Annotated in this window: 28 protein-coding genes and 1 pseudogene; 15 read left to right on the forward strand and 14 right to left on the reverse strand. The window is 72.5% G+C overall.

Annotated elements, in window-relative coordinates; translation table 11 throughout:
* The gene (locus KB893_RS02955; protein ID WP_211927188.1) at window positions 1-471 is read left to right on the forward strand and encodes a chemotaxis protein CheW; all 471 of its coding nucleotides are present in this window, start codon (window positions 1-3) and stop codon (window positions 469-471) included.
* A gap of 18 nt (window positions 472-489) precedes the next feature.
* Here the strand turns inward: KB893_RS02955 and KB893_RS02960 are convergent, their stop codons facing one another.
* Window positions 490-1,221 carry a 16S rRNA (uracil(1498)-N(3))-methyltransferase gene (locus KB893_RS02960; protein ID WP_211927187.1) on the reverse strand — a complete coding sequence of 244 codons (732 nt, stop codon included), beginning with the start codon at window positions 1,219-1,221 and terminating at the stop codon, window positions 490-492.
* Window positions 1,212-2,600: an adenosylmethionine--8-amino-7-oxononanoate transaminase gene (gene bioA / locus KB893_RS02965; RefSeq protein WP_213173425.1), complete on the reverse strand. Its 1,389-nt coding sequence runs from the start codon at window positions 2,598-2,600 to the stop codon at window positions 1,212-1,214. The genes KB893_RS02960 and bioA overlap by 10 nt, the downstream gene beginning before the upstream one ends.
* A 107-nt stretch (window positions 2,601-2,707) precedes the next feature.
* Here bioA and nudE point away from each other — a divergent pair, with 107 nt between their 5' ends.
* From nudE to KB893_RS02985, 4 genes are all read left to right on the forward strand, one after another.
* Window positions 2,708-3,289 (forward strand): ADP compounds hydrolase NudE, encoded by a 582-nt coding sequence (nudE, locus tag KB893_RS02970; RefSeq protein WP_338026838.1) that lies wholly within the window; start codon window positions 2,708-2,710, stop codon window positions 3,287-3,289.
* Complete coding sequence (gene cysQ / locus KB893_RS02975) at window positions 3,286-4,074, forward strand: 3'(2'),5'-bisphosphate nucleotidase CysQ (protein WP_211926591.1); 789 nt, start codon at window positions 3,286-3,288, stop codon at window positions 4,072-4,074. The genes nudE and cysQ overlap by 4 nt, the downstream gene beginning before the upstream one ends.
* Window positions 4,067-4,885 (forward strand): nucleoside triphosphate pyrophosphohydrolase, encoded by an 819-nt coding sequence (gene mazG, locus KB893_RS02980; protein ID WP_211926590.1) that lies wholly within the window; start codon window positions 4,067-4,069, stop codon window positions 4,883-4,885. Before cysQ ends, mazG begins: the two co-directional genes overlap by 8 nt.
* Window positions 4,886-4,967: 82 nt before the next feature.
* Window positions 4,968-5,270: an Mpo1-like protein gene (locus tag KB893_RS02985; RefSeq protein ID WP_211926589.1), complete on the forward strand. Its 303-nt coding sequence runs from the start codon at window positions 4,968-4,970 to the stop codon at window positions 5,268-5,270.
* A 4-nt stretch (window positions 5,271-5,274) separates the two neighbouring features.
* Here the strand turns inward: KB893_RS02985 and KB893_RS02990 are convergent, their stop codons facing one another.
* From KB893_RS02990 to KB893_RS03000, 3 genes are all read right to left on the reverse strand, one after another.
* Entirely contained in the window at window positions 5,275-5,625 is a 351-nt protein-coding gene (locus KB893_RS02990) for a DMT family protein (RefSeq protein ID WP_211926588.1), read from the reverse strand.
* Between the two features lie 65 nt (window positions 5,626-5,690).
* Window positions 5,691-8,180 (reverse strand): ABC transporter permease, encoded by a 2,490-nt coding sequence (locus tag KB893_RS02995; RefSeq protein WP_211926587.1) that lies wholly within the window; start codon window positions 8,178-8,180, stop codon window positions 5,691-5,693.
* Complete coding sequence (locus KB893_RS03000) at window positions 8,177-8,893, reverse strand: ABC transporter ATP-binding protein (protein WP_211926586.1); 717 nt, start codon at window positions 8,891-8,893, stop codon at window positions 8,177-8,179. The genes KB893_RS02995 and KB893_RS03000 overlap by 4 nt, the downstream gene beginning before the upstream one ends.
* Between KB893_RS03000 and KB893_RS03005 the strand changes: the two genes are divergently transcribed.
* The 3 genes from KB893_RS03005 (at window position 8,841) to KB893_RS03015 (ending at window position 11,406) form a co-directional block, all read left to right on the forward strand.
* A complete protein-coding gene (locus tag KB893_RS03005; RefSeq protein WP_211926585.1) occupies window positions 8,841-9,494 on the forward strand; it encodes an arylesterase in 654 nt (217 codons plus the stop codon). The genes KB893_RS03000 and KB893_RS03005 overlap by 53 nt on opposite strands.
* Before the next feature lie 78 nt (window positions 9,495-9,572).
* Window positions 9,573-10,313 (forward strand): response regulator transcription factor, encoded by a 741-nt coding sequence (locus tag KB893_RS03010; protein WP_211926584.1) that lies wholly within the window; start codon window positions 9,573-9,575, stop codon window positions 10,311-10,313.
* A gap of 22 nt (window positions 10,314-10,335) precedes the next feature.
* Window positions 10,336-11,406: a sensor histidine kinase gene (locus KB893_RS03015; protein WP_211926583.1), complete on the forward strand. Its 1,071-nt coding sequence runs from the start codon at window positions 10,336-10,338 to the stop codon at window positions 11,404-11,406.
* Window positions 11,407-11,433: 27 nt separating this feature from the next.
* Here the strand turns inward: KB893_RS03015 and KB893_RS03020 are convergent, their stop codons facing one another.
* Together KB893_RS03020 and KB893_RS03025 are read right to left on the reverse strand one after the other, a co-directional pair.
* Window positions 11,434-12,099, reverse strand: a complete 666-nt coding sequence (locus KB893_RS03020) for a TVP38/TMEM64 family protein (protein ID WP_211926582.1) — start codon at window positions 12,097-12,099, stop codon at window positions 11,434-11,436.
* Window positions 12,099-13,664, reverse strand: a complete 1,566-nt coding sequence (locus tag KB893_RS03025) for a TerC family protein (protein ID WP_213173426.1) — start codon at window positions 13,662-13,664, stop codon at window positions 12,099-12,101. The genes KB893_RS03020 and KB893_RS03025 overlap by 1 nt, the downstream gene beginning before the upstream one ends.
* 293 nt (window positions 13,665-13,957) lie before the next feature.
* Here KB893_RS03025 and KB893_RS03030 point away from each other — a divergent pair, with 293 nt between their 5' ends.
* Window positions 13,958-14,956: an isoaspartyl peptidase/L-asparaginase family protein gene (locus KB893_RS03030; RefSeq protein ID WP_211926580.1), complete on the forward strand. Its 999-nt coding sequence runs from the start codon at window positions 13,958-13,960 to the stop codon at window positions 14,954-14,956.
* 45 nt (window positions 14,957-15,001) lie between these two features.
* Here the strand turns inward: KB893_RS03030 and KB893_RS03035 are convergent, their stop codons facing one another.
* Window positions 15,002-16,006 (reverse strand): TIGR00266 family protein, encoded by a 1,005-nt coding sequence (locus tag KB893_RS03035; protein ID WP_213173427.1) that lies wholly within the window; start codon window positions 16,004-16,006, stop codon window positions 15,002-15,004.
* Between the two features lie 71 nt (window positions 16,007-16,077).
* Complete coding sequence (locus KB893_RS03040; protein ID WP_211926578.1) at window positions 16,078-16,737, reverse strand: DUF533 domain-containing protein; 660 nt, start codon at window positions 16,735-16,737, stop codon at window positions 16,078-16,080.
* 156 nt (window positions 16,738-16,893) lie between these two features.
* Between KB893_RS03040 and gcvPB the strand changes: the two genes are divergently transcribed.
* The 6 genes from gcvPB (at window position 16,894) to KB893_RS03070 (ending at window position 21,728) form a co-directional block, all read left to right on the forward strand.
* A complete protein-coding gene (gene gcvPB / locus KB893_RS03045) occupies window positions 16,894-18,345 on the forward strand; it encodes an aminomethyl-transferring glycine dehydrogenase subunit GcvPB (protein WP_213173428.1) in 1,452 nt (483 codons plus the stop codon).
* Window positions 18,346-18,349: 4 nt separating this feature from the next.
* Window positions 18,350-18,739: a diacylglycerol kinase gene (locus tag KB893_RS03050; protein WP_211925876.1), complete on the forward strand. Its 390-nt coding sequence runs from the start codon at window positions 18,350-18,352 to the stop codon at window positions 18,737-18,739.
* A gap of 13 nt (window positions 18,740-18,752) precedes the next feature.
* Window positions 18,753-19,487 (forward strand): TerC family protein, encoded by a 735-nt coding sequence (locus tag KB893_RS03055; protein WP_211925875.1) that lies wholly within the window; start codon window positions 18,753-18,755, stop codon window positions 19,485-19,487.
* Window positions 19,488-19,561: 74 nt separating this feature from the next.
* Window positions 19,562-20,452, forward strand: coding sequence for a prolipoprotein diacylglyceryl transferase (gene lgt / locus KB893_RS03060; protein ID WP_211925874.1), 891 nt, complete (start codon window positions 19,562-19,564; stop codon window positions 20,450-20,452).
* Entirely contained in the window at window positions 20,452-21,246 is a 795-nt protein-coding gene (locus KB893_RS03065) for a thymidylate synthase (RefSeq protein WP_211925873.1), read from the forward strand. The genes lgt and KB893_RS03065 overlap by 1 nt, the downstream gene beginning before the upstream one ends.
* Window positions 21,243-21,728 carry a dihydrofolate reductase gene (locus tag KB893_RS03070; RefSeq protein ID WP_211925872.1) on the forward strand — a complete coding sequence of 162 codons (486 nt, stop codon included), beginning with the start codon at window positions 21,243-21,245 and terminating at the stop codon, window positions 21,726-21,728. Before KB893_RS03065 ends, KB893_RS03070 begins: the two co-directional genes overlap by 4 nt.
* An 18-nt stretch (window positions 21,729-21,746) precedes the next feature.
* On the opposite strand, the pseudogene KB893_RS03075 reads toward KB893_RS03070, so the two are convergent.
* The 5 genes and pseudogenes from KB893_RS03075 to KB893_RS03095 all read right to left on the reverse strand — a co-directional run.
* Window positions 21,747-22,562 (reverse strand): annotated as a pseudogene (locus tag KB893_RS03075) (symmetrical bis(5'-nucleosyl)-tetraphosphatase); the annotation flags it as partial.
* A complete protein-coding gene (gene apaG / locus KB893_RS03080; RefSeq protein WP_211925870.1) occupies window positions 22,562-22,942 on the reverse strand; it encodes a Co2+/Mg2+ efflux protein ApaG in 381 nt (126 codons plus the stop codon). The gene apaG and the pseudogene KB893_RS03075, both read right to left, overlap by 1 nt.
* A gap of 61 nt (window positions 22,943-23,003) precedes the next feature.
* Window positions 23,004-23,795, reverse strand: a complete 792-nt coding sequence (rsmA, locus tag KB893_RS03085; RefSeq protein WP_211925879.1) for a 16S rRNA (adenine(1518)-N(6)/adenine(1519)-N(6))-dimethyltransferase RsmA — start codon at window positions 23,793-23,795, stop codon at window positions 23,004-23,006.
* A 68-nt stretch (window positions 23,796-23,863) separates the two neighbouring features.
* Entirely contained in the window at window positions 23,864-24,859 is a 996-nt protein-coding gene (gene pdxA, locus KB893_RS03090; RefSeq protein WP_338026839.1) for a 4-hydroxythreonine-4-phosphate dehydrogenase PdxA, read from the reverse strand.
* Window positions 24,860-24,866: 7 nt separating this feature from the next.
* Entirely contained in the window at window positions 24,867-26,189 is a 1,323-nt protein-coding gene (locus tag KB893_RS03095; RefSeq protein WP_211925868.1) for a peptidylprolyl isomerase, read from the reverse strand.
* Between the last annotated feature and the right edge of the window lie 69 nt (window positions 26,190-26,258).

Consider the following 26,258-nt stretch of genomic DNA (forward strand, 5'->3'; position numbering starts at 1 on the left):
ATGAGCATCCACCAGCGCGACATCCGAGGCGTCCTGATCGCCGTGACCGGCGGGCGCCTGCTGCTGCCGAACGCCTCGGTCGCCGAGGTCATCACCTATTCGGTACCCGAATCGGTTCCCGGCGCGCCGGACTGGCTCCTGGGCCGCACGCCATGGCGCGGCTGGCGGCTGCCGCTGGTGTCGTTCACGACGCTCGCAGACTGGGGCCGGGAGCGCGGCGAGCAGGGCGCCAAGGTCGCGATCATCAAGCTGCTCGCGCGCAATCCGCGGCTTCCCTATGTCGCCGTGGTCTCGCACGGATTCCCGCGCCTGGTCACGGTGTCGGCGGATGCGCTCGTGCCGGTCGAAGGCGGCGACGCACCGGGCGGCGCCGTGCATTCGCGGGTGCTGCTGAACGAGGAGGCGGCGGCGATTCCCGACCTCGACATGATCGAGCGCCTGCTCGAGCAGACGCTGTACGCCGCGGCCTGAGTCCGCGGCGAAGGCGGTTCAGCCGAGATCGCCGAAGCGCGCCAGCAGCGCTGCGAGGACCGCGAGACCGGCGGTCTCGGTGCGCAGGATCCGCGGCCCGAACCGCAGTCCCCGGAAATCCGCCGCGGCCAGCGTCGCCAGGTCGCGCTCCGACAGCCCGCCCTCCGGACCGATCACCACCGTCACGCGGTCGGGCGCGGCAGGCAGGTCGCCGAGGCCGGTGCCGGCCTGCGGGTCCAGGATCAGCCGCAGCCCGGCGGGGCGGGTGGCGGCGAAATCGGCGAGCGCGGTCGGTTCGTACAGCTCCGGCAGGCGTGAGCGTCCGCACTGCTCGCAGGCACTGGCGATGACCGCCTGCCAGTGCGCCATGCGCCGGTCCGCCCGCTCGCCGCCCAGGCGCACCTCGGTGCGCTCGGTAACCAGCGGCACGATCGCGGCCACGCCGAGTTCGGTGGCCTTCTGCAGGATCAGGTCCATCTTGTCGCCCCGCGCCAGTGCCTGCGCGAGCACGATGCGCAGCGGCGCTTCGGTGGCGACCGGCGTGGCGCCCTCGATCTCGACCTCGGCCGCCTTCTTCTGCGCGCCGGTGATCCGCGCCGCGTAGTCGTGGCCATCGCCGTTGAAGAGCACACAGGCGTCGCCCACCTGCAGGCGCAGCACCCGCAGCAGATGCACGCTCGCGTCCTCGGGCAGGGTCAGGCGCGCGCCCACGGCGAGCGGCGCCGCGATGTGGCTGCGGGTCAGGCGCACGCGACGGCCTCGTCGATGGCGGCGCGCGTGGTCTCCGCCAGGAGCGCCAGCTCCTCCTCGCCGACGCAGTAGGGCGGCATCCAGTAGAGGATGTCGCCCAGCGGGCGCAGCACGACGCCGCGGGCGAGCGCGGCGCGATAGGCGTGCAGGCCGATGCGCCGCTGCGCCGGGAAGGGCTTGCGCCCGCCGCGCGCGGCCACGAGCTCCATCGCCACGACCATGCCGACCTGCCGGACCTCGGCCACGTGCGGATGCGCGCGCAGCGGCGCCGCGAGCTCGGCCATGCGCGCGGCGGTGCCGCGGTTGCGGGCGACGACGTCGTCCTGTTCGAAGATGCCGAGCGTCGCCAGCGCCGCGGCGCAGGCGATCGGGTTGCCGGAATAGCTGTGCGAGTGCAGGAAGGCGCGTTCGCGGCTGTCGTCGAGGAAGGCGTCGTAGGTCGCCTGCGTGGCGAGCACCGCCGACAGCGGCATGAAGCCGCCGGTCAGCCCCTTGGACAGGCACAGGAAATCCGGCTGGATCCTCGCCTGCTCGCAGGCGAACAGCGTCCCGGTGCGGCCGAAGCCGGTGGCGATCTCGTCGGCGATCAGGTGCACGCCGTGGGCGTCGCACAGCGCGCGCGCGCGGGCGAGGTAGGCCGGGTGGTGCATGCGCATCCCGCCGGCGCACTGCAGCAGCGGCTCGAGGATCAATGCGCTGACGGTGTCGCCGTGCTCCTCGAGCAGCGCGGCGAGGGCATCGGCCGCGCGGTGCGCGCAGGCCTCGGCGTCCTCGCCGGGATGCGCGTCCCACGCGTCCGGCGAGGGCGCGAACAGGGGCTGCAGCAGCAGCGGCGCGTAGACGCGGCGGTACAGCGGAACGTCGCCCACGGCCAGGGCGCCGAGCGTCTCGCCGTGGTAGCCACCGGTCAGCGCGACGAAGCGCGTGCGGCGCTCGTCGCCGCGGTTGCGATGGCTGTGGAAGCTCATCTTCAGCGCGACTTCCACCGCCGCCGAACCGTTGTCGGCGTAGAACACCTTGGTCAGCGGCGCGCGTCCGGCTTCGCGCGGCGCAACCGCCAGCAGGCGCTCGGCCAGCTCGACCGCGGGCGCGTGCGAGAAGCCGGCCAGGATCACGTGCTCCAGCGACGTCGCCTGGCGCGCGATGGCCGCGGCGATGCGCGGCTCCGCGTGGCCGAACAGGTTGGTCCACCAGGAACTGACCGCATCGAGGTAGCGGCGGCCGTCGACGCCCACCAGCCAGGCGCCCTCGCCGCGCTCGATCGGGACCAGGGGCAGCGTGTCGGGATGCTCGCGCATCTGTGTGCACGGGTGCCAGAGCACGTCGAGGTCGCGTCTGCGCCAGCCCTCGGCGCTCTCGGGGGAATGCGGGGAAGACATGGCGCGGCATGGTACATCCCCATGCCGGGGATGCCCGGAGCGCGCTGCTAGACTTCGGCGGATGCCGGCCGGGCCGCCGTGGTCCGGCCCCGAACCGTGGAGCGCGCGTGGCCCACAGCGACAGTCCCGACCGTCCCCTGATCCCGCCGGTGATCCACCGCGTGCGTGCGCGCGAGGAGGCCGACCGCATCGTCGAGACGGTCGACCTGGAGTTCAGCAACGGCGAGCGGCGGCTCTACAGCCGCATCCGCGCGCGCGGCCAGGGTGCGGTGATCATCGCGGCGATGCCGGACCCGGAGACGGTGCTGCTGGTGCGCGAGTACGCCTGCGGCGTCGAGCGCTACGAACTCGGCCTGCCCAAGGGCCGCATCGACGGCGACGAGGGCGTGCTCGCCGCGGCCGACCGCGAGCTCAAGGAGGAGGTCGGCTTCGGCGCGCGCACCCTGACACAGCTGCGCAGCCTCAGCCTCGCTCCGAACTACATGACCCACCAGGCCTACGTGGTGCTGGCCGAGGACCTCTACCCCGAGCGCCTGCCGGGCGACGAGCCCGAGGAGCTCGAGGTTGTGCCGTGGAAGCTGGACGCGCTCGACGAACTGGTCCTGCGCGAGGACTGCTCGGACGGGCGTTCGCTGGCGGCCCTGTTCGTGGTGCGCGAGGTCGTGCGCGCCCGCGGGGCGTGCGCATGAGCGGCCTGCGCGAAGCCTGCATCGCGATCGCGCGCGACGCCGCGGGGGCCATCCTCGAGGTCTATACGCGCGACTTCGAGGTGATCGCCAAGGCCGACGAGTCGCCGGTCACCGCCGCCGACATCGCCGCCCACCGCATCATCCAGGACGGGCTGAAGGCGCTGGAGCCGGACACGCCGCTGCTGTCGGAGGAAGGCCGCCATGCACCGTGGGAGGTGCGCAAGGCCTGGCGTCGCTACTGGCTGATCGACCCGCTCGACGGCACCCGCGAGTTCGTCAAGCGCAACGGCGAGTTCACGGTCAACATCGCCCTGGTCGAGGACGGCGAGCCGGTGCTCGGCATCGTGCTGGCGCCGGTCGGCGGCGACTGCTTCCACGCCGAGCGCGGCCGCGGCGCCTTCCTGCGCACAGCGGGGGGCGATGCGGCGCTCGCCAGCCGCCGCCCCGCGGGCGATCCGCTGCACGTTGCCGCCAGCCGTTCGTGGCGGGATCCGCGGGTCGAGCGCATGCTGGCGCACGTCCCGGGCGCCGAATGCGTGGGCATCGGCTCCTCGCTCAAGTTCTGCCGCATCGCGGAGGGACGCGTCGATCTCTATCCGCGTTTCGGCGCAACCTGCGAGTGGGACACCGCGGCCGGGCAGTGCGTGCTGGAGGAGGCCGGCGGAGGCGTGTTCGCCACCAGCGGCGAACGGCTGGCCTACAACACCCGCGAGTCCCTGGTGAACCCGGACTTCGTCGCGGTCGGCGACCCGGCGCTGCGCTGGCGGGACTGGCTGGATGGCTGAGGCCAGGCCGGACCCGGGCGACATCGCCGGCCTGCTCGCGGTGATGGCGCGCCTGCGCGATCCCGAACGCGGCTGCCCATGGGACCTGCAGCAGCGCTTCGAGACGATCGCGCCGTACACGATCGAGGAGGCCTACGAGGTCGCCGACGCGATCGACCGCGGCGACCTCGACGACCTGCGCGACGAACTGGGCGACCTGCTGCTGCAGGTGGTGTTCCACGCGCGCATGGCCGAGGAGGCGGGCCGCTTCGGCTTCGCCGAGGTGGTCGCGGGCATCCGCGACAAGATGCTGCGCCGGCATCCGCACGTGTTCGGCGATGCGCGCGCCGGCGATGCCGCCGCCGACTGGGAGGCGATCAAGCGCCGGGAGCGACGGGACCGTGGCGCGGCCGACACCTCGGCGCTGGCCGGCATCGGCCGCGGCATCCCGGAATGGCAGCGGGCGCTCAAGCTGCAGGCGCGCGCGGCGAGGACGGGCTTCGAGTGGCCGGCACCGGGGCCGGTGCTGGACAAGCTTGCCGAGGAACTCGCGGAAGTGCGGGCGGAATTCGATGCGGTCGCCGCCGAGCCGGAGGACGCCGCCGCGCAGGACCGGCTCGAGGACGAGCTCGGCGACGTGCTGTTCGTGGCGGTCAACCTGGCCCGGCACGGACGCGTCGACCCCGGCACCGCGCTGCGGCGGGCGAATGCCAAGTTCGAGCGGCGCTTCCGCCGCATGGAGGCGCTGGCGGCGGCGGACGGGCTGGTCTTCGAGCAGCTCGGCCTGGCCGAGCAGGACGCGCTGTGGGCGCGCGCCAAGCGCGAGGAATGAACGGGCGTCGGCGCTGCGCCGCAACGTGCGCGCGCCGGCGCGGATGCGCACCATGCTCGGCCCGCTCCGCCGGGAGACGCCCATGTCCCGATTCGCCAGCTTCCGCGAGTTCTATCCCTTCTACCTGAGCGAGCACGCCCACCCGGTCTCGCGCCGGCTGCACTTCCTCGGCAGCTGCGGCGCCGTGCTGCTGGTGGCGCTCGCCGCGGCCACGGCCAGCGCGTGGTGGCTGCTGGCCGCGCTGGTCTGCGGCTACGCGTTCGCCTGGGTCGGGCACTTCTTCTTCGAGAAGAACCGCCCGGCGACCTTCCGCCACCCGCTCTATTCCTTCCTCGGCGACTGGGCGATGTTCGCCGACATCCTGCGCGGCCGGATCCGCCTCTGACGCGTCAGTCCAGGAAGATCAGCCAGCTGGCCAGCACGATCAGGGCGAAGCCGGCGAGATGGTTCCAGCGCAGCGACTCGCCGAGGTAGAGCACCGAGAACGCGGCGAAGACCGCCAGGGTGATCACCTCCTGGATCGTCTTGAGCTGCGCGGCCGAATAGACCTGGTGGCCGATGCGGTTGGCCGGCACCGCCAGCCAGTACTCGAACAGCGCGATCGCCCAGCTGGCGAAGACGACGATCCACAGCGGCGCCTTCGGGAACTTCAGGTGCCCGTACCAGGCGAACGTCATGAACACGTTCGAGGCCAGCAGCAGGGCGATGGGGGCGAGGAAGGACGCGGCTTGGCTGGGCATGGGGGCAGGGTGCACGGCGGGGGCGACAGCGTAATCCGCCGCCGCCCGCGCCGCCCGGACCAACCTCAGCCCTCGCGCAGTGCCCGCGCCGGCGGCGTGCGCAGCACGTGCCGCGTGCCGAAGCGGCCGGCGGCGATGGCGAGCAACAGGCCACCGGCCGCACCGCCCAGCAGGATCTCCCAGGGCAGTTCCAGTGCCATCTCGAACGCCTGCCGGGCCAGGATCTCGCCGGTGAGCACCGCGCCGAACACCGCCAGCAGCGCGGCCAGCCCGCCGAGGGTGGCGAACTCCACCGTTACCGCCGCCGCGAGCTGCCGCTTGCGGGCGCCGAGGGTGCGCAGCACCGCGCTTTCGAAGCGGCGTTCGGCCGCGGTCGACTGCAGCGCGGCCAGCAGCACCAGCACGCCGGCGGCAAGACTGAAGCCCAGCACCAGCTGCACCGCCTGGGCGACGCGCTGCATCACCTCGCGCACCCGCGACAGGATCGCGTCGATGTCGATGAGGGTGACGTTGGGGAAGGCGCGGCTGACCTGGGCCAGCTCCGGGCCCCGGCCGCCGGGAAGGTGGAAGCTCGAGATCAGGCTGTAGCCGGCATCGCCGACCGCGCCGGCGTTGACCACCACGAAGAAGTTCACCCGGAACGAATCCCACTGCGCCTCGCGCAGGCTGGTGATCGCGAAGTCCAGCACCCGCTCGCCCACGCGCACGCTGAGCGTGTCACCCAGGGCCAGGCCGTAGCGCTCGGCGAACTCGCTCTCGACCGAGGCTTCCGCGGCGCTGCTGCCCGGCTCCCAGAAGCGGCCGGCGACGAGCGTGTTGGCCGGCGGGAAGGTGCTGCGCCAGGTGAAGTTGAGCGGGCGGTCGGGATCGCCGGAGCCGCCGCGGTCGTCGTCGTTGTCGCCGCGGCGCGGCGGCGGCGCGCCGTTGATGCCGACCAGGCGCCCGGTGCTGAACGGCTCGATCTGCACCTGGCTTGCGCCGAGCGCATCGAGGCGGGCCGCGACCGCCTCGCGCTGGTCGGGCTGCACGTTCATCAGGAAGTAGTTCGGCGCATCCGGCGGCAGCCGCGCCTGGCACTGGCGGAGCAGAGCAGGGCCGATCGCGGCCAGCAGCAGCAGCGCGCACAGCGACAGCGACAGGCCCACGAGCTGCAGCACGCCGAGCCCGCGGCGGCGCAGCAGCGAGGCGAGCCCGAGGCGGGCCGCCCCGCGCAGGCGCGCCTGCACCCGTCCGAGCACCCACAGCAGCAGCGCGCCGAGCAGACCCGCCGACACGGCCAGGGCGCCGAGGCCGGCCATCACCCACAGCGCCAGTTCCAGCTCGCGGGTGGCATAGACCGCAAGGCCCACGCTCGCCGCGAGCGCCGCCAGGTAGGCGAGCGCGGAGGTCGGCGGCAGGGTCGCGTAGCTGCGGTTGAGCACGCGCATCGGCGGCACCCCGCGCAGGCGCAACAGCGGCGGCAGGGCGAAGCCGACCAGCAGCACGATGCCGATCGCCGCGCCAGTGAGCGCCGGCGCCGCGTTCGGCAGCGGCAGGCGCGCCGGCAGCAGCGTGCCCAGGATCTCCACCAGTCCGGCCTGCGCGGCCATGCCGGCGGCGATGCCGAGAGCGCAGGCCGGCACCGCCAGCATCACCAGCTGCAGGGCGAGCGTGGCGAGGATGCGGTTCTGGCGCGCGCCCATGCAGCGCAGGATCGCCACCTGGTCGGTACGGCGCAGCGCGAAGCGGTTGGCCGCCAGCGCGGTGGCCACGCCCGCGAGCAGCACCGCGAGCAGCGCCGCCAGGGCGAGGAAGCGGCCGGCGCGCTCGAAAGCCTGGCCGACCGAGCGCTGGGCGTCGGCGAGGCTGACCATGCGGAAGCCCTCCGCGCGCGGCTGCACCCAGTCGCGGAAGGCGTCGACCGCCGCGGCGTCGCCGGCCACCATCAGCCGCTGCGAGACGCGGCTGCTCGGGCCGAGCAGCTCCGCACGCTCCACGTCGGCGAGGCTGACCAGCAGGCGCGGGGCGAGCTGCATCAGCTCGCCCGCCGCATCCGGCTCGGTGTGCAGGAGCCGGCTGACCCGAAGCGCGCCGTCGCCGAACTCGATGCTGTCGCCGACGTCGACGCCGAGCGTCGACAGCAGCCGCGCGTCGGCGTAGGCCTCGCCCGGCGGCGGTGCGCGCGCGGGCTCGGGCGCGAGGCCGCTGCGTTCGCGCGCGACCTGCAGCGTCCCGCGCAGCGGGTAGCCGGCGTCGACCGCCTTGATCTCGGCGAGCTGGCTGGCGTCGCCGGCGAAGACCACGCTGGGGAACTCGACGATGCGCGCGGTGGCAAGCCCCTGCCGCTCGGCCTCCGCCTGCCAGGCCGGATCCGGCGCCTGGCGGCCGCGCACGCCGAAGTCGCCGCCGATGACCTCGGCGCCGCTGCGCTCCAGCGCCAGCTCGACGCGGTTGACGAGCGTGCCCACCGCCGTCATCACCGCCACGCCGAGCACCAGCGCGGCGAACACCGTCGCCAGGTCGCCGTGCCCGAACTCGCGGCGCAGCGAGCGCCAGGCGAAGCGGACGACGTTCATGCCGCCTGCTCCTCGCGCAGGCGGCCGCCCTCGATGCGCAGCACGCGCTGGCAGCGGCGGGCGAGGGCGAGGTCGTGGGTGACCAGCACGAGCGTGGTGCCGGTGTCGCGGTTCATCGCGAACAGCAGGTCGCCGACGTGGCGCCCGGTGGCCTGGTCGAGGTTGCCGGTGGGCTCGTCGGCGAAGAGGATGCGCGGCCGCGCGACGAAGGCGCGCGCCAGGGCCACGCGCTGCTGTTCGCCGCCCGACATCTGCCGCGGGTAGTGGCGACGGCGCGCGGTCAGCCCGACCGCCTCCAGCGCCGCGGCGACGCGGCCGCCGTCCTCCTGGCCGGCGAGCTCCAGCGGCAGCGCGACGTTCTCCTCGGCGGTCAGCGCCGGCAGGAGATGGAAGCTCTGGAACACGAAACCGACTTCGCGCGCACGCAGCGCCGCGCGCGCCTCCTCGTCCATCCGTTCAAGGTGCGCGCCGCCGAGCACGATCTCGCCGCGCGTGGGCACGTCGAGCCCGGCCAGCAGGCCCAGCAGCGTGGTCTTGCCCGAACCCGAGGCGCCGACGATGGCGACGCTTTCCCCGGGGTTCACGTGCAGCGTCACCCCCGCCAGTATCGTCAGTTCCCCTTCCGGTCCCTGCACCGACTTGCCGAGGTCCCGCACTGCAATGACCGCTTCCCCGCCTGCCGCTTCCGTGTCCGCCTGGATCTCGCGCTGCATCGTCGTCCTCTGTCTGTGGATGGCGGCCGCGGCCGCCTGGGCGGCGCCCAGGCCGCTGCTGGTCGTGGGCGACAGCCTGAGCGCCGCGCACAACATTCCCGTGGAATCGGGCTGGGTGAGCCTGCTGGAGGATCGCCTCGCCGAGTCCATGGTGACACCGCCGAAGGTCATCAATGCCAGCATCAGCGGCGAGACCAGCGCCGGCGCGCTGACCCGGCTGCCGGCGCTCCTGGAGCAGCACCGGCCGGGCGTGGTGGTGATCGAGCTCGGCGGCAACGATGCGCTGCGCGGGCTGTCCCCTGTGCAACTGCGCGACAACCTCGCGCGCATGATCGAGGCGAGCCGCGAGGCCGGCGCGAAGGTGCTGCTGCTCGGCATCGAGATCCCGTCGAACTACGGCCCGGCCTACCGCGACCGGGTGCGCGGCGTCTACAGCGGCCTGGCGGAATCGCTGGACGTGGCGATGCTGCCCTTCCTGCTCGACGGCATCGCGCTCGATCCGGCGCTGATGCAGGCCGACGGGATCCATCCGACCGCTGCCGCGCAGCCGCGCGTGCTCGACAACGTCTGGCCGCGACTCGAGCCCCTGCTTGACGAGTGATTCACTGCGTTCACGTTCAAATCACCGCGAAATCGTCAGCTTTCACAAAGCTGAAGCCACTCCGTTGGGGTTTTGATCATGCGTAGCCGAGAAGAACCCGCCGGCCTTGTGCTGGTGGTCGAAGACAACCGCAACATCTCCGAGATGGTCGGCGAATACCTGGAGTCCCGGGGGTTCGGCGTCGACTATGCCGCCGATGGCCTGGACGGATTCCGCCTGGCGAGCGACAACAGCTACGACGTCATCGTGCTCGACCTGATGCTGCCGCGGCTCGATGGCATCGGCGTGTGCCGCCGCCTGCGTCAGGAGGCCAAGAAGGCCACGCCGGTGCTCATGCTCACCGCGCGCGACACGCTCGACGACAAGGTCGCCGGCCTCGACGCGGGCGCCGACGACTACCTGGTCAAGCCCTTCGCCGTGCCCGAGCTGGAGGCGCGCATCCGCGCCCTGATCCGCCGCGAGCGTCGCCAGGTCAGCGCCGAGCTGCTCAAGGTCGACGACCTCGTCCTGGACACCGCCAGCCTGCGCGTGACCCGCGCCGGCCGCGAGATCCAGCTGTCGCCGATCGGCCTGCGCCTGCTCACGATCCTGATGCGGGAGTCGCCGCGCGTGGTCAGCCGCCGCGACATCGAGCGCGAGATCTGGGGCGACGCCCTGCCGGATTCCGACACCCTGCGCAGCCACCTCTACAACCTGCGCAAGGCCATCGACCGGCCGTTCGAGAAGCAGCTCCTGCACACGGTGCAGACCGCGGGCTACCGTGTCGCGGACCTGGAAGCCCCGCCGGCGTCCGCGTCCGCGGCGGCTGTCGGAGCCTGAGGACGATGCTCCAGGTGCATTGATGAAACGCAGTTCCGAACTGCGCGAGAAGGTCCGCCGGGCGTTCCTGCTGCATGCCGCATCCATCCTGTTCGCCGCCCTCGCGGGGGCGGCGATCACGTGGCTGGCGATGACGCACGCCCAGGACCGCATCGACGCGATCGGCGAAAGCGCCCTGGCCCTGCTGGCGGCGCTGGCGCTGGTGATCGTGGTCGCAGCCTCATGGCGGACCTATCGCGGCTACAGTCGCGCGGTCGGGCCGATGCGCTGGCTCGCCGGGCGCGTGCGCGACTTCGATCCCCGCAGCCATGCCGGCGACGGTTTCGCGCCGGACGACCTGCCGCGTGGCATGGACGCGGAGACCCGCGTGCTGGCCTCCTCGCTGCACGAGATGTCGCAGCACGTGCAGGAGCTGGTCGAGCGCGAACGCAGCTTCACCCGCGACTCCAGCCACGAGCTGCGCACGCCGCTGACCGTCATCCGCATCGCCAGCGACCTGCTGCTGTCCGATCCGGGGCAGTCGGAGTACGCGCGTCGCTCGCTGCGACGCATCCAGGACGCGGGCCGCGAGATGGAGGCACTGATCGACTCCTTCCTGCTGCTGGCGCGGGCGCCCGACATGGAGCGCACCGGCGAGGAGGCGCGGGTGGCCGACCTGGTCTACGAGCAGGTCGAGGACGTGCGTCCGCTGCTCGAGGGCAAGGACGTCGACCTCCACGTCGAGCACGAGTTCGACTTCCTCGTCCAGGCACCCTCCCGGGTGGTGGCGGTGCTCATCGGCAACCTGCTCAGGAACGCCTGCATCTTCACCGACCGCGGTCGCATCGTGGTGCGGATCGGGCGCGGCGAGGTGACGGTGGAGGACAGCGGCGTGGGCATGAGCGAGGACGTGCTCGCGCGCGCGTTCGAGCCGTTCTACCGCGCCACCGAGGGGCGCCGCGGGCACGGCATCGGGCTGTCGATCGTGCGCCGGCTGAGCGACCGCTTCGGCTGGTCGATCGACCTCGACAGCACCCCCGAGCGCGGCACCGTCGCCCGCGTCCGCTTCCCGGAGGCCGAGGTCGTCGGCCGCCACGTCGTCGTCGAGCACTGAGGTCCGGCGGCCGGCGTCGGGCCCTGCTCAGGTCCCGCTGCGTCGCTCGCGCCGTCGTCGCCACCAGCCGAGGCCGAGCACGAGGAGCATCACGGCCGCCAGCGCGACCAGCGCCTGGCCGAGATCGCCGTCGAGCGCCGACTCTCCCAGCACCACGAAGGCGATGCCGTAGATGCCGCTGATGGCGAAGGCGCAGGTCGCATAGATCGGGAACGGTACCCGCGCGACGCCCAGCAGGTAGTGCTTGGCGAAGAGCGGGACGCCCGGCGCGAGCTTGACCATCAGCGCGAAGCGCCAGGCGTCGGTCCGCGCGCCGGCATAGTCGGGCAGGGTGCGCTGGTGGCGCCGCAGCCAGCGCCGCAGCCATGGCCGCAGGCCGCTGTGTGCAAGCCAGTAGCACAGCACCAGGTTGGCGGCCAGCGCGATCGCCGAGCCGCCGAGACCGCCGGCCACGCCGAAGCGCATGCCGGCGATGATGAAGAAGGGCGTGATCGGCACGCCCAGTGCGGGCAGGACCGCCATCGCCACGAAGAAGGGAACCGGGGCCAGGTCGCGCAGCAGGTCCTGCGCGGCGTCCAGGTCGAGGCCGGCCCAGCGCCATCCAGCCACCGCGGCGAGGGGGAGCGCCGCGACCAGCACGACCGACCCCCACGGCACGGCCCGGGTGCCGCGGTCGTGCACGGAGCGCGCCATCAGGCCGGGTCCGCCGTCACCGCCGATTGCAGCGGGACGGCCCGCACCTCGACGATGCGCGGTCCCTGCATCTCCACGACCTCGAAGCGCCAGCCCTGGTGCTCGAGCGCCTCCCCGGTGGCGGGGACATGATCGAGATGGAAGATCAGCAGCCCGGCGAGGGTGTGGTAGCTCGCCTCGCGGTCGTGGTCGAAGTCGAGCAGGTGCGCCGCGGCCGAGGCGGGCATCCCGCCGTCCAGGCGCCAGCTGCCGTCGTCGTTGCGCGCGGCGATGCGGTCCGGGTCGCGGGTGTCGGCGAGGTCGCCGACGATGGCGGCGAGGACGTCGCTGGCGGTCACCAGGCCTTCGACGCTGCCGTACTCGTCGAGGACCACCGCGACCGGGATCGGATGCCGGCGCAGGTCCTGCAGCACGCGCAGGGCGCTGGCGCTTTCGTGCACGATCAGCGGCGCGGTGATCGCCGCCGCGGGGTCGAGATCGCCGCCGTCGAGCAGCTGCTGCAGGAGCGCGCGCGACTCGACCACGCCTTCGAAGCGGTCGAGTTCGCCACGGGCCACCGGGATGCGGCTGTGCGGCGATTCGCGCAGCGTCCTGACCTGGGCGTCGCGGTCGTCGTCCAGGTCGAGCCAGTCGATGTCCGGGCGCGGCGTCATCAGCCATTCCACCGGCTTGTCGGCGAAGCCGAGCACGTTGTAGACCATGTCGCGCTCGGTCTTTTCGAAGCCCGGCTCGGCGGCGTCGGCCACGCGGTCGTGGACGTCGGCGTCGTCACCGGGGCCGTCCTCGCGCGGGCGGCTGCCGAGCAGCTTGAGCACGGCCTCGGCGGTGCGCTCGCGCATCGGCCGCGCGCGCGCCTGCTTCTGCCGGTTGCGCAGGGCGAGCTGGTTGAACACCTCGATCAGGATCGAGAAGCCGATCGCCGCGTAGAGATAGCCCTTGGGCAGGTGGAAGCCGAAGCCCTCGGCCAGCAGGCTCAGGCCGATCATCAGCAGGAAGCCCAGGCACAGCATCACCACCGTCGGGTGCGCGTTTACGAAGCGCGTCAGCGGCTTGCTCGCCAGGATCATCACGCTCATCGCGACGATCACCGCCACGTACATGATCGACAGGTGCGGGACCATGCCCACCGCGGTGATCACCGAGTCCAGCGAGAACACCGCGTCGAGCACGACGATCTGGGTGACCACCACGCCGAAGCTCGCGTAGCCGCCGCTGCTCTGCGCGTGGTCGCGCCCTTCCAGGCGCGAGTGCAGCTCCATCGTCGCCTTGAACAGCAGGAAGATGCCGCCGGCGATGAGGATCAGGTCGCGTCCGGAGAAGCCGCGCCCGAGCACCTCGAACAGCGGCTCGGTCAGGCGCATGATCCAGGACAGGAACGCCAGCAGGACCAGGCGCATGACCAGCGCCAGGCCGAGGCCGATGATCCGCGCGCGGTCGCGCTGCTCGGGCGGCAGCTTGTCGGCGAGGATGGCGATGAACACCAGGTTGTCGATGCCGAGGATGATCTCGAGCACGATCAGCGTGGCGAGGCCCATCCAGGCGGTGGGGTCGGCGATCCATTCCATGGCGAATCAGGACTCTGCGATGAGCCGGTCGGCCTGCGTCGACGCAGGGCCGCGCAGTGCAGCCGAGGCATGCGCGGCACGTGCGCCGCGCGCGGCGCCGGCCCGCAACGGAGCCGGTGCGGGGCGCGATGCGGGGGCGGACCGGAGGGGGAGGGAGCGCGCGGACCGCGCGGCGGAGCCGCGGGACGCCGCGGTGGCCGGGTCCGGGTCGGAGGCGGGCATGCGTCGAGCATACCCGATGCCGGTGATGCGCCGGTATGCTCGGCGGTCCCGTTCCGTCGCCCGGAGGTTGCATGCGCCGTCTCGCCTTCCTGTTCACCGCCCTCGCCGTCGCCAGCGGCGCACAGGCGGCGGAGCCTCGGGTCGCCATCGCAATCCATGGCGGAGCGGGCACGATGTCGCGCGCCGCGCTGACCCCGGAGGCCGAGAAGGCGATCCGCGCCGACCTCGACCGCGCGCTCGATGCCGGTCACCAGGTACTCGTCGCCGGTGGGCCCGCGCTGGACGCGGTCGAGGCGGCGGTGCGCGTGCTCGAGGATTCGCCGCGCTTCAACGCGGGCCGCGGCGCCGTCTACAACGCCGAGGGCGTCAACGAGATGGACGCGGCGATCATGGACGGGCACAGCCTGGCCGCCGGTGCGGTCGCCGGCGTCCACCGCGTGCGCAACCCGATCGGGCTGGCGCGGGCGGTGATGGAGAAGTCGCGGCACGTGATGCTGGTCGGCGATGGCGCCGAAGCCTTCGGCCGCAGCGTCGGCATCGAGATGGTGGAGCCGTCCTACTTCGGCACCGAACACCGCCGCCGGCAGCTCGAGGAGGCGCAGGCGAAGGAACGGGCGCAGCCGCGGGCGGCCCTGCCCGCCAGCGCCTACTTCGGGACCGTCGGCGCGGTCGCCCTGGATGCGGAAGGCCACACCGCGGCGGCCACCTCAACCGGCGGCATGACCAACAAGCGCTGGGGGCGCGTCGGCGACGCGCCGATCATCGGTGCCGGCACCTATGCCGCGGAGGATTGCGCGGTATCGGCCACCGGCTGGGGCGAGTTCTTCATCCGCCTCGCGGTGGCGTACGACATCTGCGCGCGCGCGGCCTACCGCGGCGACAGCGTGGCCGAGGCCGCGACCGAGGTGGTCATGCGCCGGGTGCCCGGGCTGGGCGGCGACGGCGGCGTGATCGCCATCGACGGGCAGGGCCGGATCGCGCAACCGTTCAACACCCCGGGCATGTACCGCGGCTGGATCGCCGCGGACGGCAGCCGCGGCACCGCGATCTTCGCCGACGCGGAGGAGTGAGGCGGCGCGCCCGCGCAGCGTTGCGCGGGCGCGGACCCGGTCGCGCTAGAAGCCGCGGTCGCCGCCGAGCAGGTCGCCGAGGCTGCCGAGGACCGAGCCCTCTCCCTGGCGCTGGCCGCCGGCCTGCGGCGCGGCCATGAACATGCGGCTGGCCAGGCGCGAGAACGGCAGCGACTGCAGCCAGACCTTGCCCGGCCCGGTCAGGGTCGCGAGGAACAGGCCCTCGCCGCCGAAGAACATGGACTTGACCCCGCCGACGCGGCGGATGTCCATGTCGACGCCGTCGGTGTAGGCGACCACGCAGCCGGTGTCGACGTCCAGGCGCTCGCCTGCGCGCAGCTCGCGCTCGACCACGGTGCCGCCGGCGTGCACGAACACCAGGCCGTCGCCCTCGAGCTTCTGCATGATGAAGCCCTCGCCGCCGAACAGCGCGGTGAGCACCTTGCGCTGGAAGTGGATGCCGATCGACACGCCGCGAGCGGCGCAGAGGAAGCTGTCCTTCTGGCAGATCACCCGGCCCCCGAAGTTCGACAGCGACAGCGGCACGATGGTGCCGGGGTAGGGCGCGGCGAAGGCCACCCGCGCCTTGCCCTGGCCGCCGTGGGTGAACACGGTGGTGAACAGGCTCTCGCCGGTGATCACGCGCTTGCCCGCGCCGACCAGCTTGTCGAGGAAGCCGCCGCCGCCGCCGCGGGTGCCGTCGCCGAAGATCGTCTCCATCCCGACCGCGGCGTCCTTGTACATGAGCGCCCCGGCCTCGGCGATGGCGCTCTCGCCCGGATCGAGCTCGACCTCGACGAACTGCATGTCCTCGCCGTAGAGCCTGTAGTCGATCACGTCGGCGCGCTGGGTCTGCGACATCGGCGGCGGCCGGGTGCCGGCCGGCGTCGGCTCGCCGCCGAGCTCGGCGCAGCTCGCGATCGGGATCCACTCGGCGAAGCCGGCGCGCCAGCAGTGGCCCTGCGGATGCGCGCGGGCGCGTGCGATCGCCGCCTCCTCGTCGAGCGGGCCTTCCTGCTTGCCGTCGTAGCTGAGGTACCACTGGTGCATGGGTCGTCTCCGGATAGGGCGCGGGGAGCCCGATGATGCCGGGCGTGGATGACCGGGTCAGCCGCCGGAGGTCACGGCAGCGGCGGGGCCGGCGGCAGCAGGCGGGCCTCGATGCCGGCACGTGCGGCGGCATCCAGGCCGAGCGCGTCGGCCAGGCGCGCGAGGTAGTCGCGCTCGGCCGGGGTGTCCACGCGGATCGCCAGCAGCGATGCCGCGTAGGCATCCGCGGCGAGCCCGTCGCGGAGCGTGGCGATGAGGCGCTCCAGCGGCAGCGGATGCGCAAGCTCGTGGTCGAGCGCGGCCAGGGCCTCGGTATCGAGACCGGCCTCGCGGGCGCGCGAGACGATGCCACGATGCTCCTGGCTGTCGATCAGGCCGTCGGCATGCGCGGCGGCGATCATCGCGCGGACCAGGGCGAGCGCGTCCTGCTGCTCCGGTGTCATCGGTGCGGTTGCTGCGCTGCGCGCGGGCGGAGGCGGCGGGGTGCCGGCGGGCGCTGCCGCCGGGGTGCCGGCGCGGGCCTGGTCCTGCTCCCGGTAATGCTCCCAGGCCGCATAGGCGACGCCGAGCGCGCCCAGGGCCAGGCCGCTGCGGCCGACGAAGCCCCCGAGCCCGCTGGCGTTCCCGGGCGCAAGGCCATAGCGCTGGTGCTTCTTCCTTTTCTTCTTGCCGTAGCCGCCGCCGAGCGACTCGCCCAGCATCTGGCCCAGGAGGTGCCTCGCGTCGAACATGCGCCGTCTCCGAGCAGGGCGGAAGCGCCGGGCCACGCGGGTGCGCGACCGGCTCCGCGGCGCCATCCTGCCATCCGGGGGCTCCGGACGCGGGCGGGCGCTGTGGCACCATACGCGCTCCCCATCGCCAGACCCGACGGCCCCGGCCGGACCCACATGCTGATCTTCGAGCAGTCGCAGCCCGGCCGCAGCGCCGCCGCCCAGCGCCCCGAGGGCGCCGATGCCTCCGCGCTTCCCGAGCGCTTCCGGCGCACCTCGCCGACCGGCCTGCCGGAGGTGTCCGAACTGCAGGCGGTGCGGCATTTCACCAACCTCAGCCGCAAGAACTTCTCGATCGACACGAACTTCTACCCGCTGGGTTCGTGCACGATGAAGTACAACCCGCGCGCCTGCCATTCCCTGGCGATGCTCGACGGCTTCCTCGGCCGCCATCCCTATGCGCCCGATGCGCTCTCGCAGGGCTTCCTGTCGTGCATGTACGAGCTGCAGGAGATCCTCGCCGACGTCACCGGCATGCAGGGCGGCGTCTCGCTCACGCCGATGGCCGGCGCGCAGGGCGAGTTCGCGGGCATCGCGATGATCATGGCCTACCACCGCCAGCGCGGCGACCTGGAGCGGACCGAGATCATCGTGCCCGACGCGGCACACGGCACCAATCCCGCCACCGCCGTGATGTGCGGCTGCACGGTGCGCGAGATCCCGACCCAGGCCGATGGCGACGTCGACGTCGAGGCGCTGAAGAAGGTGCTGGGCCCGAAGACCGCCGGCATCATGCTGACCAACCCGTCGACGATCGGCGTGTTCGAGCGCCGCATCGTCGAGATCTCGAAGCTCGTGCACGAGGCCGGCGGCCTGCTGTACTACGACGGCGCCAACCTCAACGCCATCCTCGGCAAGGTGCGGCCCGGCGACATGGGCTTCGACGCCATCCACATGAACCTGCACAAGACCTTCTCCACCCCGCACGGCGGCGGCGGGCCGGGCGCCGGCGCGGTGGGCGTCTCCGAGCGCCTGCGCGAGTACCTGCCGGTGCCGCAGGTGGTGAAGGAAGGCGAGGGCTACCGCCTCGTCCACGAGAAGGAGCGTCCGCTCTCGATCGGCCGGTTGTCGACCTTCGCCGGCAACGCAGGAGTGCTGCTGCGCGCCTACGTCTATGCGCGCCTGCTCGGCCGCGAGGGCATGCGCCGGGTGTCGGAGTTCGCCACGCTCAACGCCAACTACCTGGCCAGGCGCATGGCCGAGAAGGGCTTCGACCTCGCCTATCCGCAGCGCCGCGCCAGCCACGAGTTCATCGTCAGCGTGCAGAAGCAGAAGAAGGCGCACGGCGTGACCGCGCTGGACTTCTCCAAGGGCCTGCTCGACTACGGCATCCACGCGCCGACCAACTACTTCCCCCTGCTCGTGCCCGAGTGCCTGCTGATCGAGCCGACCGAGACCGAGAGCAAGGAAGTGCTCGACGGCTTCGTCGAGGTCATGGCCGAACTGCTGGAGAAGGCGAAGACCGATCCGGAGTGGCTCAAGGCCGCGCCCTATACCACGCCGGTGCGTCGCCTCGATGACGTCAAGGCCGCCAAGGACCTGGATCTGGCGTATCGCGCACGAGCGTGAGGGCATGCGCGACGGCCGCGCCAGCAACGTCCCGCGCGGCCCGCGCGGCGTCCTGCGGGCCGCGCGCTGGTCGCTGCGCGGCCTTGCCGCCGCCTGGCGCTACGAGGCGTCGTTCCGCCTGGAGGTCTGCGTCGCGGCGGTCCTGCTGCCGCTCGGCGTGTGGCTCGGCCAGAGCCCGGTGGAGCGGGTGCTGCTGACCGGGACCGTGCTCCTGGTGCTCACGGTGGAACTGCTGAATTCGGCGATCGAGACGGTCATCGAGCGCTTCGACCCCGGCTTCCACGTGCTCGCCGGGCGCGCCAAGGACCTGGCCTCGGCCGCGGTCTTCGCCGCCATGCTCAACGTGGCCGCGTGCTGGCTGCTCCTGCTGCTGCCGCGCTGGCTCGGCACATGAGGATCCCGACCCGATGATGGAACTGCTGACCAGCCCCGAAGCCTGGATCGCCCTGTTCACCCTGGCGACCCTGGAGATCGTGCTGGGCATCGACAACCTGGTGTTCGTGTCGATCGCGGTGAGCCGCCTGCCGCCGTCGCGGCGCGACTTCGCGCGGCGCTTCGGCATCGCCGTGGCCTGCCTGACCCGCATCGGCCTGCTGCTGACGCTCGCCTACCTCGCGCGGATGAGCGAACCGCTGTTCCTGCTGTTCGGCCAGGGCATCTCGATCCGCGACCTGATCCTGATCCTCGGCGGCATCTTCCTGGTGGTGAAGGGAGCGCTCGAGATCCGCTCGGCCATCGCCGGCGAGGAGGATTCGGCCGGGGAGGGCAAGGCCTCGGCGGTGTTCGCGCTGGTCATCGCGCAGATCGCGGTGATCGACATCGTGTTCTCGCTGGACTCGGTGATCACCGCGGTGGGCATGGTCGACCAGGTCCCGATCATGGTCGGCGCGATCCTGATCGCGGTGACGCTGATGTTCTTCGCCGCCAATCCGCTGGGCCACTTCATTGACGCCAACCCGACGGTGAAGATGCTGGCGCTGGCCTTCATCGTGCTGGTCGGCCTGGTGCTGGTCGCCGACGGCTTCGGCTTCCACATCCCGCGGCCCTACGTGTACGTCGCGATGGGCTTCTCCGGCGTGGTCGAGGTGCTGAACCTGATGGCGCGGCGGCATCTGCTGCGGCACGACGGGCAGGATCGGTGAATCCCGATCGCGCCCATGCGCCGGTGACGCCGCGTCAGGCAGAATGTCCGCTTCCCCGCGGAAGCCGCTGACGCATGGTCTACCTGCACCAGATCGACCCGATCGCGCTTTCGCTCGGGCCCCTCGCGATCCACTGGTACGGGTTGATGTACCTGGCCGGCTTCGTCGCCGCCTGGTTCCTGGGGCGCGCGCGCATCCGCCAGGGACGCCTGCCGGGCGTGGACGAGAACGGCCTCGGCGATCTCTTCTTCGCGGCCATGCTGGGCGTGGTCGTCGGCGGACGCATCGGCTACGTGCTCTTCTACGACTTCGGCGCCCTCCTCGCCAACCCGCTGATGCTGTTCAGGGTCTGGGAGGGCGGCATGAGCTTCCACGGCGGGTTGCTCGGCGTGCTGGTGGCGGGCCTCTGGTGGTCGCGGCGCGCGGGCCTGCACTTCTTCGACGTGATCGACTTCCTCGCCCCGCTGGTGCCGCCGGGGCTGGGCTTCGGCAGGCTGGGCAACTTCATCGGCGGCGAGCTGTGGGGCAAGTTCACCGGTGCCGGCTGGGGTGTGGTATTTCCGAACGCACCGGAGCTGCGCGGGCAGAGCATGGAGGCGATCCGGGCCATGGACGCGGCCGGTGCGCTCGAGGGATTCGCGCGGCACCCGTCGCAGCTCTACCAGGCCGGCCTCGAGGGCCTGGCCATGTTCCTGCTGCTGTGGTGGTTCTCGCGGCGGCCGCGGCCGCGTTATGCCGTGTCCGGACTGTTCGCGATCCTGTACGGCTGCTTCCGGATCCTGGTCGAATTCGTGCGTGTGCCGGACGCGCACATCGGCTACCTGGCCTGGGGCTGGGTGACCGAGGGGCAGCTGCTGAGCGTGCCCTTGATCGCCATTGGCGTGTTCCTGCTGTGGCTGTCGCGCCGCGCGCCGACCGTGCAGCCGCTGCCGCCGTCCGCCGCCACGCCCGGAAAGGCCGCCTGATGCGCCAGTACCTCGACCTCCTCGGCCACGTGCTCGAGCACGGCACCGTCAAGGGCGACCGCACCGGCACCGGCACGCGCTCGGTGTTCGGCTGGCAGATGCGCTTCGACCTGCGCCAGGGCTTCCCCCTGGTCACCACCAAGAAGCTGCACCTGCGCTCGATCGTGCACGAGCTGCTGTGGTTCCTGCGCGGCGATACCAACATCGCCTACCTGCGCGAGAACCGGGTCTCGATCTGGGACGAGTGGGCGGATGCCGACGGCGAGCTCGGCCCGGTCTACGGGCGGCAGTGGCGGAGCTGGGAAGGCGCCGGCGGCGAGACCATCGACCAGATGCGCTGGGTGGTGGAGGAGATCCGGCGCAACCCCGATTCGCGGCGCCTGGTCGTCTCCGCCTGGAACGTGGCGGAGCTGCCGAAGATGGCGCTGATGCCCTGCCATGCGCTGTTCCAGTTCTACGTCGCCGATGGCCGCCTGTCCTGCCAGCTCTACCAGCGTTCCGGCGACATCTTCCTCGGCGTGCCCTTCAACATCGCCAGCTACGCCCTGCTGACGCACATGGTGGCGCAGGCCTGCGACCTCGAGGTCGGCGATTTCGTGCACACGCTCGGCGACGCGCATCTCTACAGCAACCACCTCGACCAGGCCCGCGAGCAGCTCGCGCGCACGCCGCATCCGCTGCCGCGGCTGCGCCTGAACCCGGAGGTGCGCGACCTCTTCGCGTTCCGCTACGAGGACATCGGGATCCTGGACTACGTCTGCGATCCGGCCATCCGCGCGCCGGTGGCGGTGTGACCCTCGCCCTGGTCGCCGCGCTCGACCGCAATCGCGCGATCGGCCGCGGCAACGCGCTGCCCTGGCGGCTGCCGGACGATCTCAGGCGCTTCAAGACGCTGACGCTCGGGCATCCGGTGCTGATGGGGAGGAAGACCGCGGAGTCGCTGGGGCGTGCGCTGCCCGGGCGCGAGAACCTGGTCCTGACCCGCAGCGGCCGCGCTCCCTTCTCAGGCATGCGCGCGGTCGCTTCGCTGGAGGCGGCGCAGGCGGTGGCCGGTGCGGCGACGCTGATGGTGATCGGCGGCGGCGAGGTCTATGCGCTGGCGCTGCCGCATGCGCAGCGGCTGCATCTCACCCATGTCGATATCGCGATCGACGGCGCCGACGCATTCTTCCCCGCCTTCGCGGCCGGCCAGTGGCGCGAGGTGGCGCGCGAGGCGCATCCGGCCGACGCGCGGCACGCCGTCGCGTTCGACTACGTCGACTACGTCAGGGCCTGACGCTCAACCCGCCTTCGCGTCGCGGCCCGGCACCTGCACGATGCGGCGCTCGTCGCCGTCCAGGCGCAGCGCGGTGAGCGGGCCGCCCCAGACGCAGCCGGTATCGAGCGCATAGATGCCCATGCCCATCTGCAGGCCCAGCGAGGACCAGTGGCCGCAGACGATGGGCAGTTCGCGCTCGACCCGCCCCGGGGCCGAGAACCACGGATAGACGCCGGCCGGCTGCGTGCCGGGCATGCCCTTGACGTCGAACACGATGCGCCCGCCCGGCGTGCAGTAGCGCATGCGGCTGAACACGTTGATGATCGCGCGCCAGCGGTCGCCGCCGGCCAGGCGCGGGCTCCAGCCCGGCTTGTCGCCGTAGAGGTTGCGCAGCAGCTTGGCGTGGGCCGGCCCGCGCAGGCGCTCCTCGACCTCGGCGGCGTAGCCGCGCGCCTCGTCGAGGCCCCACTGCGGCAGGATCCCCGCGTGCAGCATCGCGAAGCCGAGGTCGCGGTCGATGTGCATGAGCGGCTGCTGCCGCAGCCAGTCGAGCAGCACGTCGCGATCCGACGCGAACAGGATCCGGCGCAGGTCGGGGTTGACCTTCTGCTGTTCCTCCGGCCGCCGCAGGCCGATCGCCAGCAGCGAGAGGTCATGGTTGCCGAGCACCACGGTGCAGCTCGCGCGCAGCTCGTGGACCAGGCGCAGCGTTTCCAGCGACTGCATGCCGCGGTTGACCAGGTCGCCGCACAGCCACAGGCGGTCGCGCGCGGGGTCGAACGCGATCTTCTCGAGCAGTCGCTGCAGCGGGTCGTAGCAGCCCTGGAGGTCCCCGATCGCCCAGATCGCCATCAGTGCAGGGTTCGCGGGACCGAGAGCGTGAACGCGGGGATCGGCGCGAGGAACTCGTCCCCGTCGTCGTCGCGCATGGCGTAGCTGCCGCGCATGGTGCCGACCGCGGTCTCGAGCACGGCGCCGGAGGTGTACTGGAAGTCGTCGCCGGGGCGCAGCCACGGCTGTTCGCCGACCACGTCCTCGCCGCGCACTTCCTGCACCTTGCCGTTGGCGTCGGTGATGATCCAATGCCGCGCCACCAGCTGCGCGGCGCGCCGCCCGGTGTTGCGGATGGTGATCGTGTAGGCGAAGACGTAGCGATCGTCGTCCGGTGCCGACTGGTCGGCGAGGAACCGTGTCGCCACCGCGATCTCGATAGGGGAGGCGATGTCGCTCATGCCCGGCATTGTACGTAAACCACCGGCGCCCGGTGCCGACAACATGAACCGCGACGCGTGCCTAGCGCGCGTCGGCGAGCAGGTTGGCGAGGGCGACGAAGCGCTCGACCGCGACCGTCTCCGCGCGCGCGCCGGGATCGATCCCGGCCGCGTCGATCGCCTGCGCATCGCAGACCGGCGCGAGCGCGTTGCGCAGGGTCTTGCGACGCTGCCCGAACGCGGCGCGCACGACGCCGGCGAACAGGGCCGGATCGGCGATGCCGACGGCGTCCTCCGGCTTCGGCACCAGGCGCACGACCGCGGAGTCGACCTTCGGCGGCGGCCGGAACGCGCCCGGCGGCACCCGGATCAGCGGCGTGACCCGGCACCAGGCCTGCAGCATCACGCTCAGGCGTCCGTAGACCTTGGAGCCCGGCGCCGCGCCCATGCGGTCGACGACCTCCTTCTGCAGCATGAAGTGCATGTCGCGCACCACCGCGCGGTGCGCCAGCGCGTGGAACAGGATCGGCGAGGACAGGTTGTAGGGCAGGTTGCCCACTAGGCGGATCGGAGCGCCCGCGGCGAGCGCGGTCAGGTCGACATCGAGCACGTCGGCGTGGATCACCTCGAGTTCGCCGAGGTCGCCGGCGGCGGCCCGGAGCGGCGCGATCAGGTCGCGGTCGAACTCGATCGCGGTCAGCGTGCGGTGGCGGCGCAGCAGGGGGAAGGTCAGCGCGCCGGCGCCGGGGCCGATCTCCACGATGCGCTCGCCCGGCTGCGGATCGAGCGCCTGCAGGATCCGCTCGACCACGCTGGTGTCGTGCAGGAAGTGCTGGCCGAGGGACTTCTTGGTGCGGTGGGCGTCGAGCGACATGGCGTGGCGGAGCGCGGGCGGCGCGGAAGGGTACGGCATCCGCGCGCTCGGCGCCGGATGCTCCGGCGTCAGCCGCGGGCGGCGCCGGCCAGGCGCGCGCAGAGACGGTGCGCGGCGCGCAGGCTGGAGACGTCGGCGACGCCGCGTCCGGCGAGGTCCAGGGCGGTGCCGTGGTCCACGGCCACGCGGGGGTAGGGCAGGCCGAGGGTGATGTTCACCGCGCGCTCGAACCCCGCGAACTTCAGCACCGGCAGGCCCTGGTCGTGGTACATCGCCAGCACCGCGTCGCAGCGCGCGAGCCGGTGCGGCAGGAAGGCGGTGTCGGCAGGCAGCGGGCCCTCGAGCAGCAGGCCTTCCTCGCGCAGCCGCCGCAGGGCCGGGGCGATGACCTCGATCTCCTCGCGGCCGAGATGGCCGTCCTCGCCCGCGTGCGGGTTGAGCCCGAGTACCGCGATGCGCGGGCGGACGATCCCGAACCGGCTGCGCAGCGACGCGTCGACGGTCCGCAGCACCGTCTCCAGGCCGGCGCCGGTGACGGCGTCGGCGACCGCGCGCAGCGGCAGGTGCGTGGTGGCCAGCGCCACGCGCAGCTCCCGCGCGTCCGCGTCCTCGGCGCCGACGGTGGCCAGCATCATCACCACCTCGCAGCCTGCGTGGGCCGCGAGCAGTTCGGTGGTGCCGACGTAGGGGATGCCGGCGGCGTTGATCGTCGCCTTGTGCGTCGGGCCGGTTACCAGCCCGTGGCAGTCGCCGCGCAGGCAGGCATCGGCGGCGGCGGTCAGCGCCTGCACCACCGCCGGCGCGTTCGCCGGATCCGGCTCGCCGAAGCGCGTCGTCCGGGCCTGGGGCACCGCATGCACGGCGAGGGTGGCCGGGGCGCGGGCGGGAGCGCCGTCGTGGCTCAGCCGGAGCGGCAGGCCGAGCAGGTCGGCCGCCGCCTCGAGCGTCGCAGGATCGGCGAAGGCGACGAGATCGTGGTCGCGTGCGTCCTGCGCCAGGCGCACGCAGAGCTCGGGCCCGACGCCGGCGGGTTCGCCGGGAACGAGCGCGAGCCTGCGCGTCACGCCGGGATCAGGGCGTCGCGGTCGAGGCGGAGCTGTCGGCCGCCGCGCCGGCCAGGCGCACGTCGACATAGGCCTCGCCGCGCAGCTGGCGCAGGAAGCGCTCGTATTCCTCTTCCGACTTGCGGCGGCCGATCGCCTCGCGCACCTGGTTGCGGCGCAGCTCCTCGGTCACGTCCTGCTGGCGCGAACCGAGACGTTCGATCAGGTGCCAGCCGACGTCGCTCTGGAACGGCTGCGACAGCCCGCCGTCCTCCAGCGCAGTCAGCTGCGCCGCGACCGCGCCGCCCCAGGCGTTCTCCTCGAACCAGCCCATGTCGCCGCCCTCGGCGCGGGTGGAGGTGTCCTCGGACACCTCGCGCGCGACCTCGGCGAAGTCGTCGCCGCCGACGATGCGGGCGCGGGCGGCGTCGATGCGCTGCTTGGCCTGCTCCGGCGAGACCACTTCGCTGGTGCGGATGAGGATGCCGCGGGCGTGGTACTGCGTGGCGATCTGGCGCTGGGCCTCGCGACGGTCGATCACCTGCAGCAGCGTGTAGCCGCTGGGACCGCGGATGGGGTCGGTGACGCCGCCGGGCGGAAGATCGCGGACGACGTTGGCGAACAGCGGCGGGATCTCGTCGTAGCTGCGCCAGCCGAGGGTGCCGCCTTCCAGCGCGTTGGGGCCGTCCGAATAGCGCGCGGCGGCCGCGGCGAAGTCCATCTCGCCGCTGGCGATCAGGTCCTTGACGCCCTGCGCCTTGGTCAGGCCGGTCTGCGCCTGCTCGGGCGTCGCCCCGTCGGGCAGTGCGATCAGGATGTTGGCGATCTGCACCTGCTCGCCGCTGCCGCCGGCGCCGTTGGCGATCGCGTTGTCGACCTCGGCATCGCTGACGCTGACGCGGCTGCGGGTCAGCTGCTGCTGCAGGCGCTGGACCAGGAGCTCGTCGCGCAGGTTGCGCCGGAATTCCTCGAACGAGAGCCCTTCCGCCTCGATCCGGCGCCGGAAGTCGTCCGGCGTCATCTGGTTCTGCTGCATCACCGCCTGCGTCGCCTGGTCGAGTTCGGCATCGCTCACCCGGATGCCGCTCTCGTTGGCACGCGCGACCTGCAGCTTCAGCAGCACCAGGCGGTCGAGCACCTGGCGGCGGAGCACGTCATCGGGCGGGAGCGCGTTCGGATCGTTCGCGTACTGCGCGCGGACGTTGGCGACGGCCCGGTCGAGTTCGCTCTGGAGGACGACGCTCTCGTCGACGACGGCGACGATGCCGTCGATCTGCTGCGCCTGCACCGGCGCAGCCACCGTCGCGAAGGCGAGCAGGACGGGAAGGAGGAAGCGGGAAGGATGGGTCATTGCGGGGTGCCGGAGCGGGCGGCCGTGGCGCGCAGCGAGGCGCGCCGACCGCGGGATGGATCAGCGGAA

This window comes from Coralloluteibacterium stylophorae (genome assembly GCF_018122625.2).
GTDB classification, from domain to species: domain Bacteria; phylum Pseudomonadota; class Gammaproteobacteria; order Xanthomonadales; family Xanthomonadaceae; genus Coralloluteibacterium; species Coralloluteibacterium stylophorae.

Excerpts from the sequence above, each read along its gene's own strand:
- KB893_RS02955 (WP_211927188.1), top strand. The coding sequence starts at position 1 with ATGAGCATCCACCAGCGCGACATCCGAGGCGTCCTGATCGCCGTGACC.
- bioA (WP_213173425.1), bottom strand. The coding sequence starts at position 2,600 with ATGTCTTCCCCGCATTCCCCCGAGAGCGCCGAGGGCTGGCGCAGACGC.
- cysQ (WP_211926591.1), top strand. The coding sequence starts at position 3,286 with ATGAGCGGCCTGCGCGAAGCCTGCATCGCGATCGCGCGCGACGCCGCG.
- mazG (WP_211926590.1), top strand. The coding sequence starts at position 4,067 with ATGGCTGAGGCCAGGCCGGACCCGGGCGACATCGCCGGCCTGCTCGCG.
- KB893_RS02985 (WP_211926589.1), top strand. The coding sequence starts at position 4,968 with ATGTCCCGATTCGCCAGCTTCCGCGAGTTCTATCCCTTCTACCTGAGC.
- KB893_RS02990 (WP_211926588.1), bottom strand. The coding sequence starts at position 5,625 with ATGCCCAGCCAAGCCGCGTCCTTCCTCGCCCCCATCGCCCTGCTGCTG.
- KB893_RS02995 (WP_211926587.1), bottom strand. The coding sequence starts at position 8,180 with ATGAACGTCGTCCGCTTCGCCTGGCGCTCGCTGCGCCGCGAGTTCGGG.
- KB893_RS03005 (WP_211926585.1), top strand. The coding sequence starts at position 8,841 with ATGACCGCTTCCCCGCCTGCCGCTTCCGTGTCCGCCTGGATCTCGCGC.
- KB893_RS03000 (WP_211926586.1), bottom strand. The coding sequence starts at position 8,893 with ATGCAGCGCGAGATCCAGGCGGACACGGAAGCGGCAGGCGGGGAAGCG.
- KB893_RS03010 (WP_211926584.1), top strand. The coding sequence starts at position 9,573 with ATGCGTAGCCGAGAAGAACCCGCCGGCCTTGTGCTGGTGGTCGAAGAC.
- KB893_RS03015 (WP_211926583.1), top strand. The coding sequence starts at position 10,336 with ATGAAACGCAGTTCCGAACTGCGCGAGAAGGTCCGCCGGGCGTTCCTG.
- KB893_RS03020 (WP_211926582.1), bottom strand. The coding sequence starts at position 12,099 with ATGGCGCGCTCCGTGCACGACCGCGGCACCCGGGCCGTGCCGTGGGGG.
- KB893_RS03025 (WP_213173426.1), bottom strand. The coding sequence starts at position 13,664 with ATGGAATGGATCGCCGACCCCACCGCCTGGATGGGCCTCGCCACGCTG.
- KB893_RS03030 (WP_211926580.1), top strand. The coding sequence starts at position 13,958 with ATGCGCCGTCTCGCCTTCCTGTTCACCGCCCTCGCCGTCGCCAGCGGC.
- KB893_RS03035 (WP_213173427.1), bottom strand. The coding sequence starts at position 16,006 with ATGCACCAGTGGTACCTCAGCTACGACGGCAAGCAGGAAGGCCCGCTC.
- KB893_RS03040 (WP_211926578.1), bottom strand. The coding sequence starts at position 16,737 with ATGTTCGACGCGAGGCACCTCCTGGGCCAGATGCTGGGCGAGTCGCTC.
- gcvPB (WP_213173428.1), top strand. The coding sequence starts at position 16,894 with ATGCTGATCTTCGAGCAGTCGCAGCCCGGCCGCAGCGCCGCCGCCCAG.
- KB893_RS03050 (WP_211925876.1), top strand. The coding sequence starts at position 18,350 with ATGCGCGACGGCCGCGCCAGCAACGTCCCGCGCGGCCCGCGCGGCGTC.
- KB893_RS03055 (WP_211925875.1), top strand. The coding sequence starts at position 18,753 with ATGATGGAACTGCTGACCAGCCCCGAAGCCTGGATCGCCCTGTTCACC.
- lgt (WP_211925874.1), top strand. The coding sequence starts at position 19,562 with ATGGTCTACCTGCACCAGATCGACCCGATCGCGCTTTCGCTCGGGCCC.
- KB893_RS03065 (WP_211925873.1), top strand. The coding sequence starts at position 20,452 with ATGCGCCAGTACCTCGACCTCCTCGGCCACGTGCTCGAGCACGGCACC.
- apaG (WP_211925870.1), bottom strand. The coding sequence starts at position 22,942 with ATGAGCGACATCGCCTCCCCTATCGAGATCGCGGTGGCGACACGGTTC.
- rsmA (WP_211925879.1), bottom strand. The coding sequence starts at position 23,795 with ATGTCGCTCGACGCCCACCGCACCAAGAAGTCCCTCGGCCAGCACTTC.
- KB893_RS03095 (WP_211925868.1), bottom strand. The coding sequence starts at position 26,189 with ATGACCCATCCTTCCCGCTTCCTCCTTCCCGTCCTGCTCGCCTTCGCG.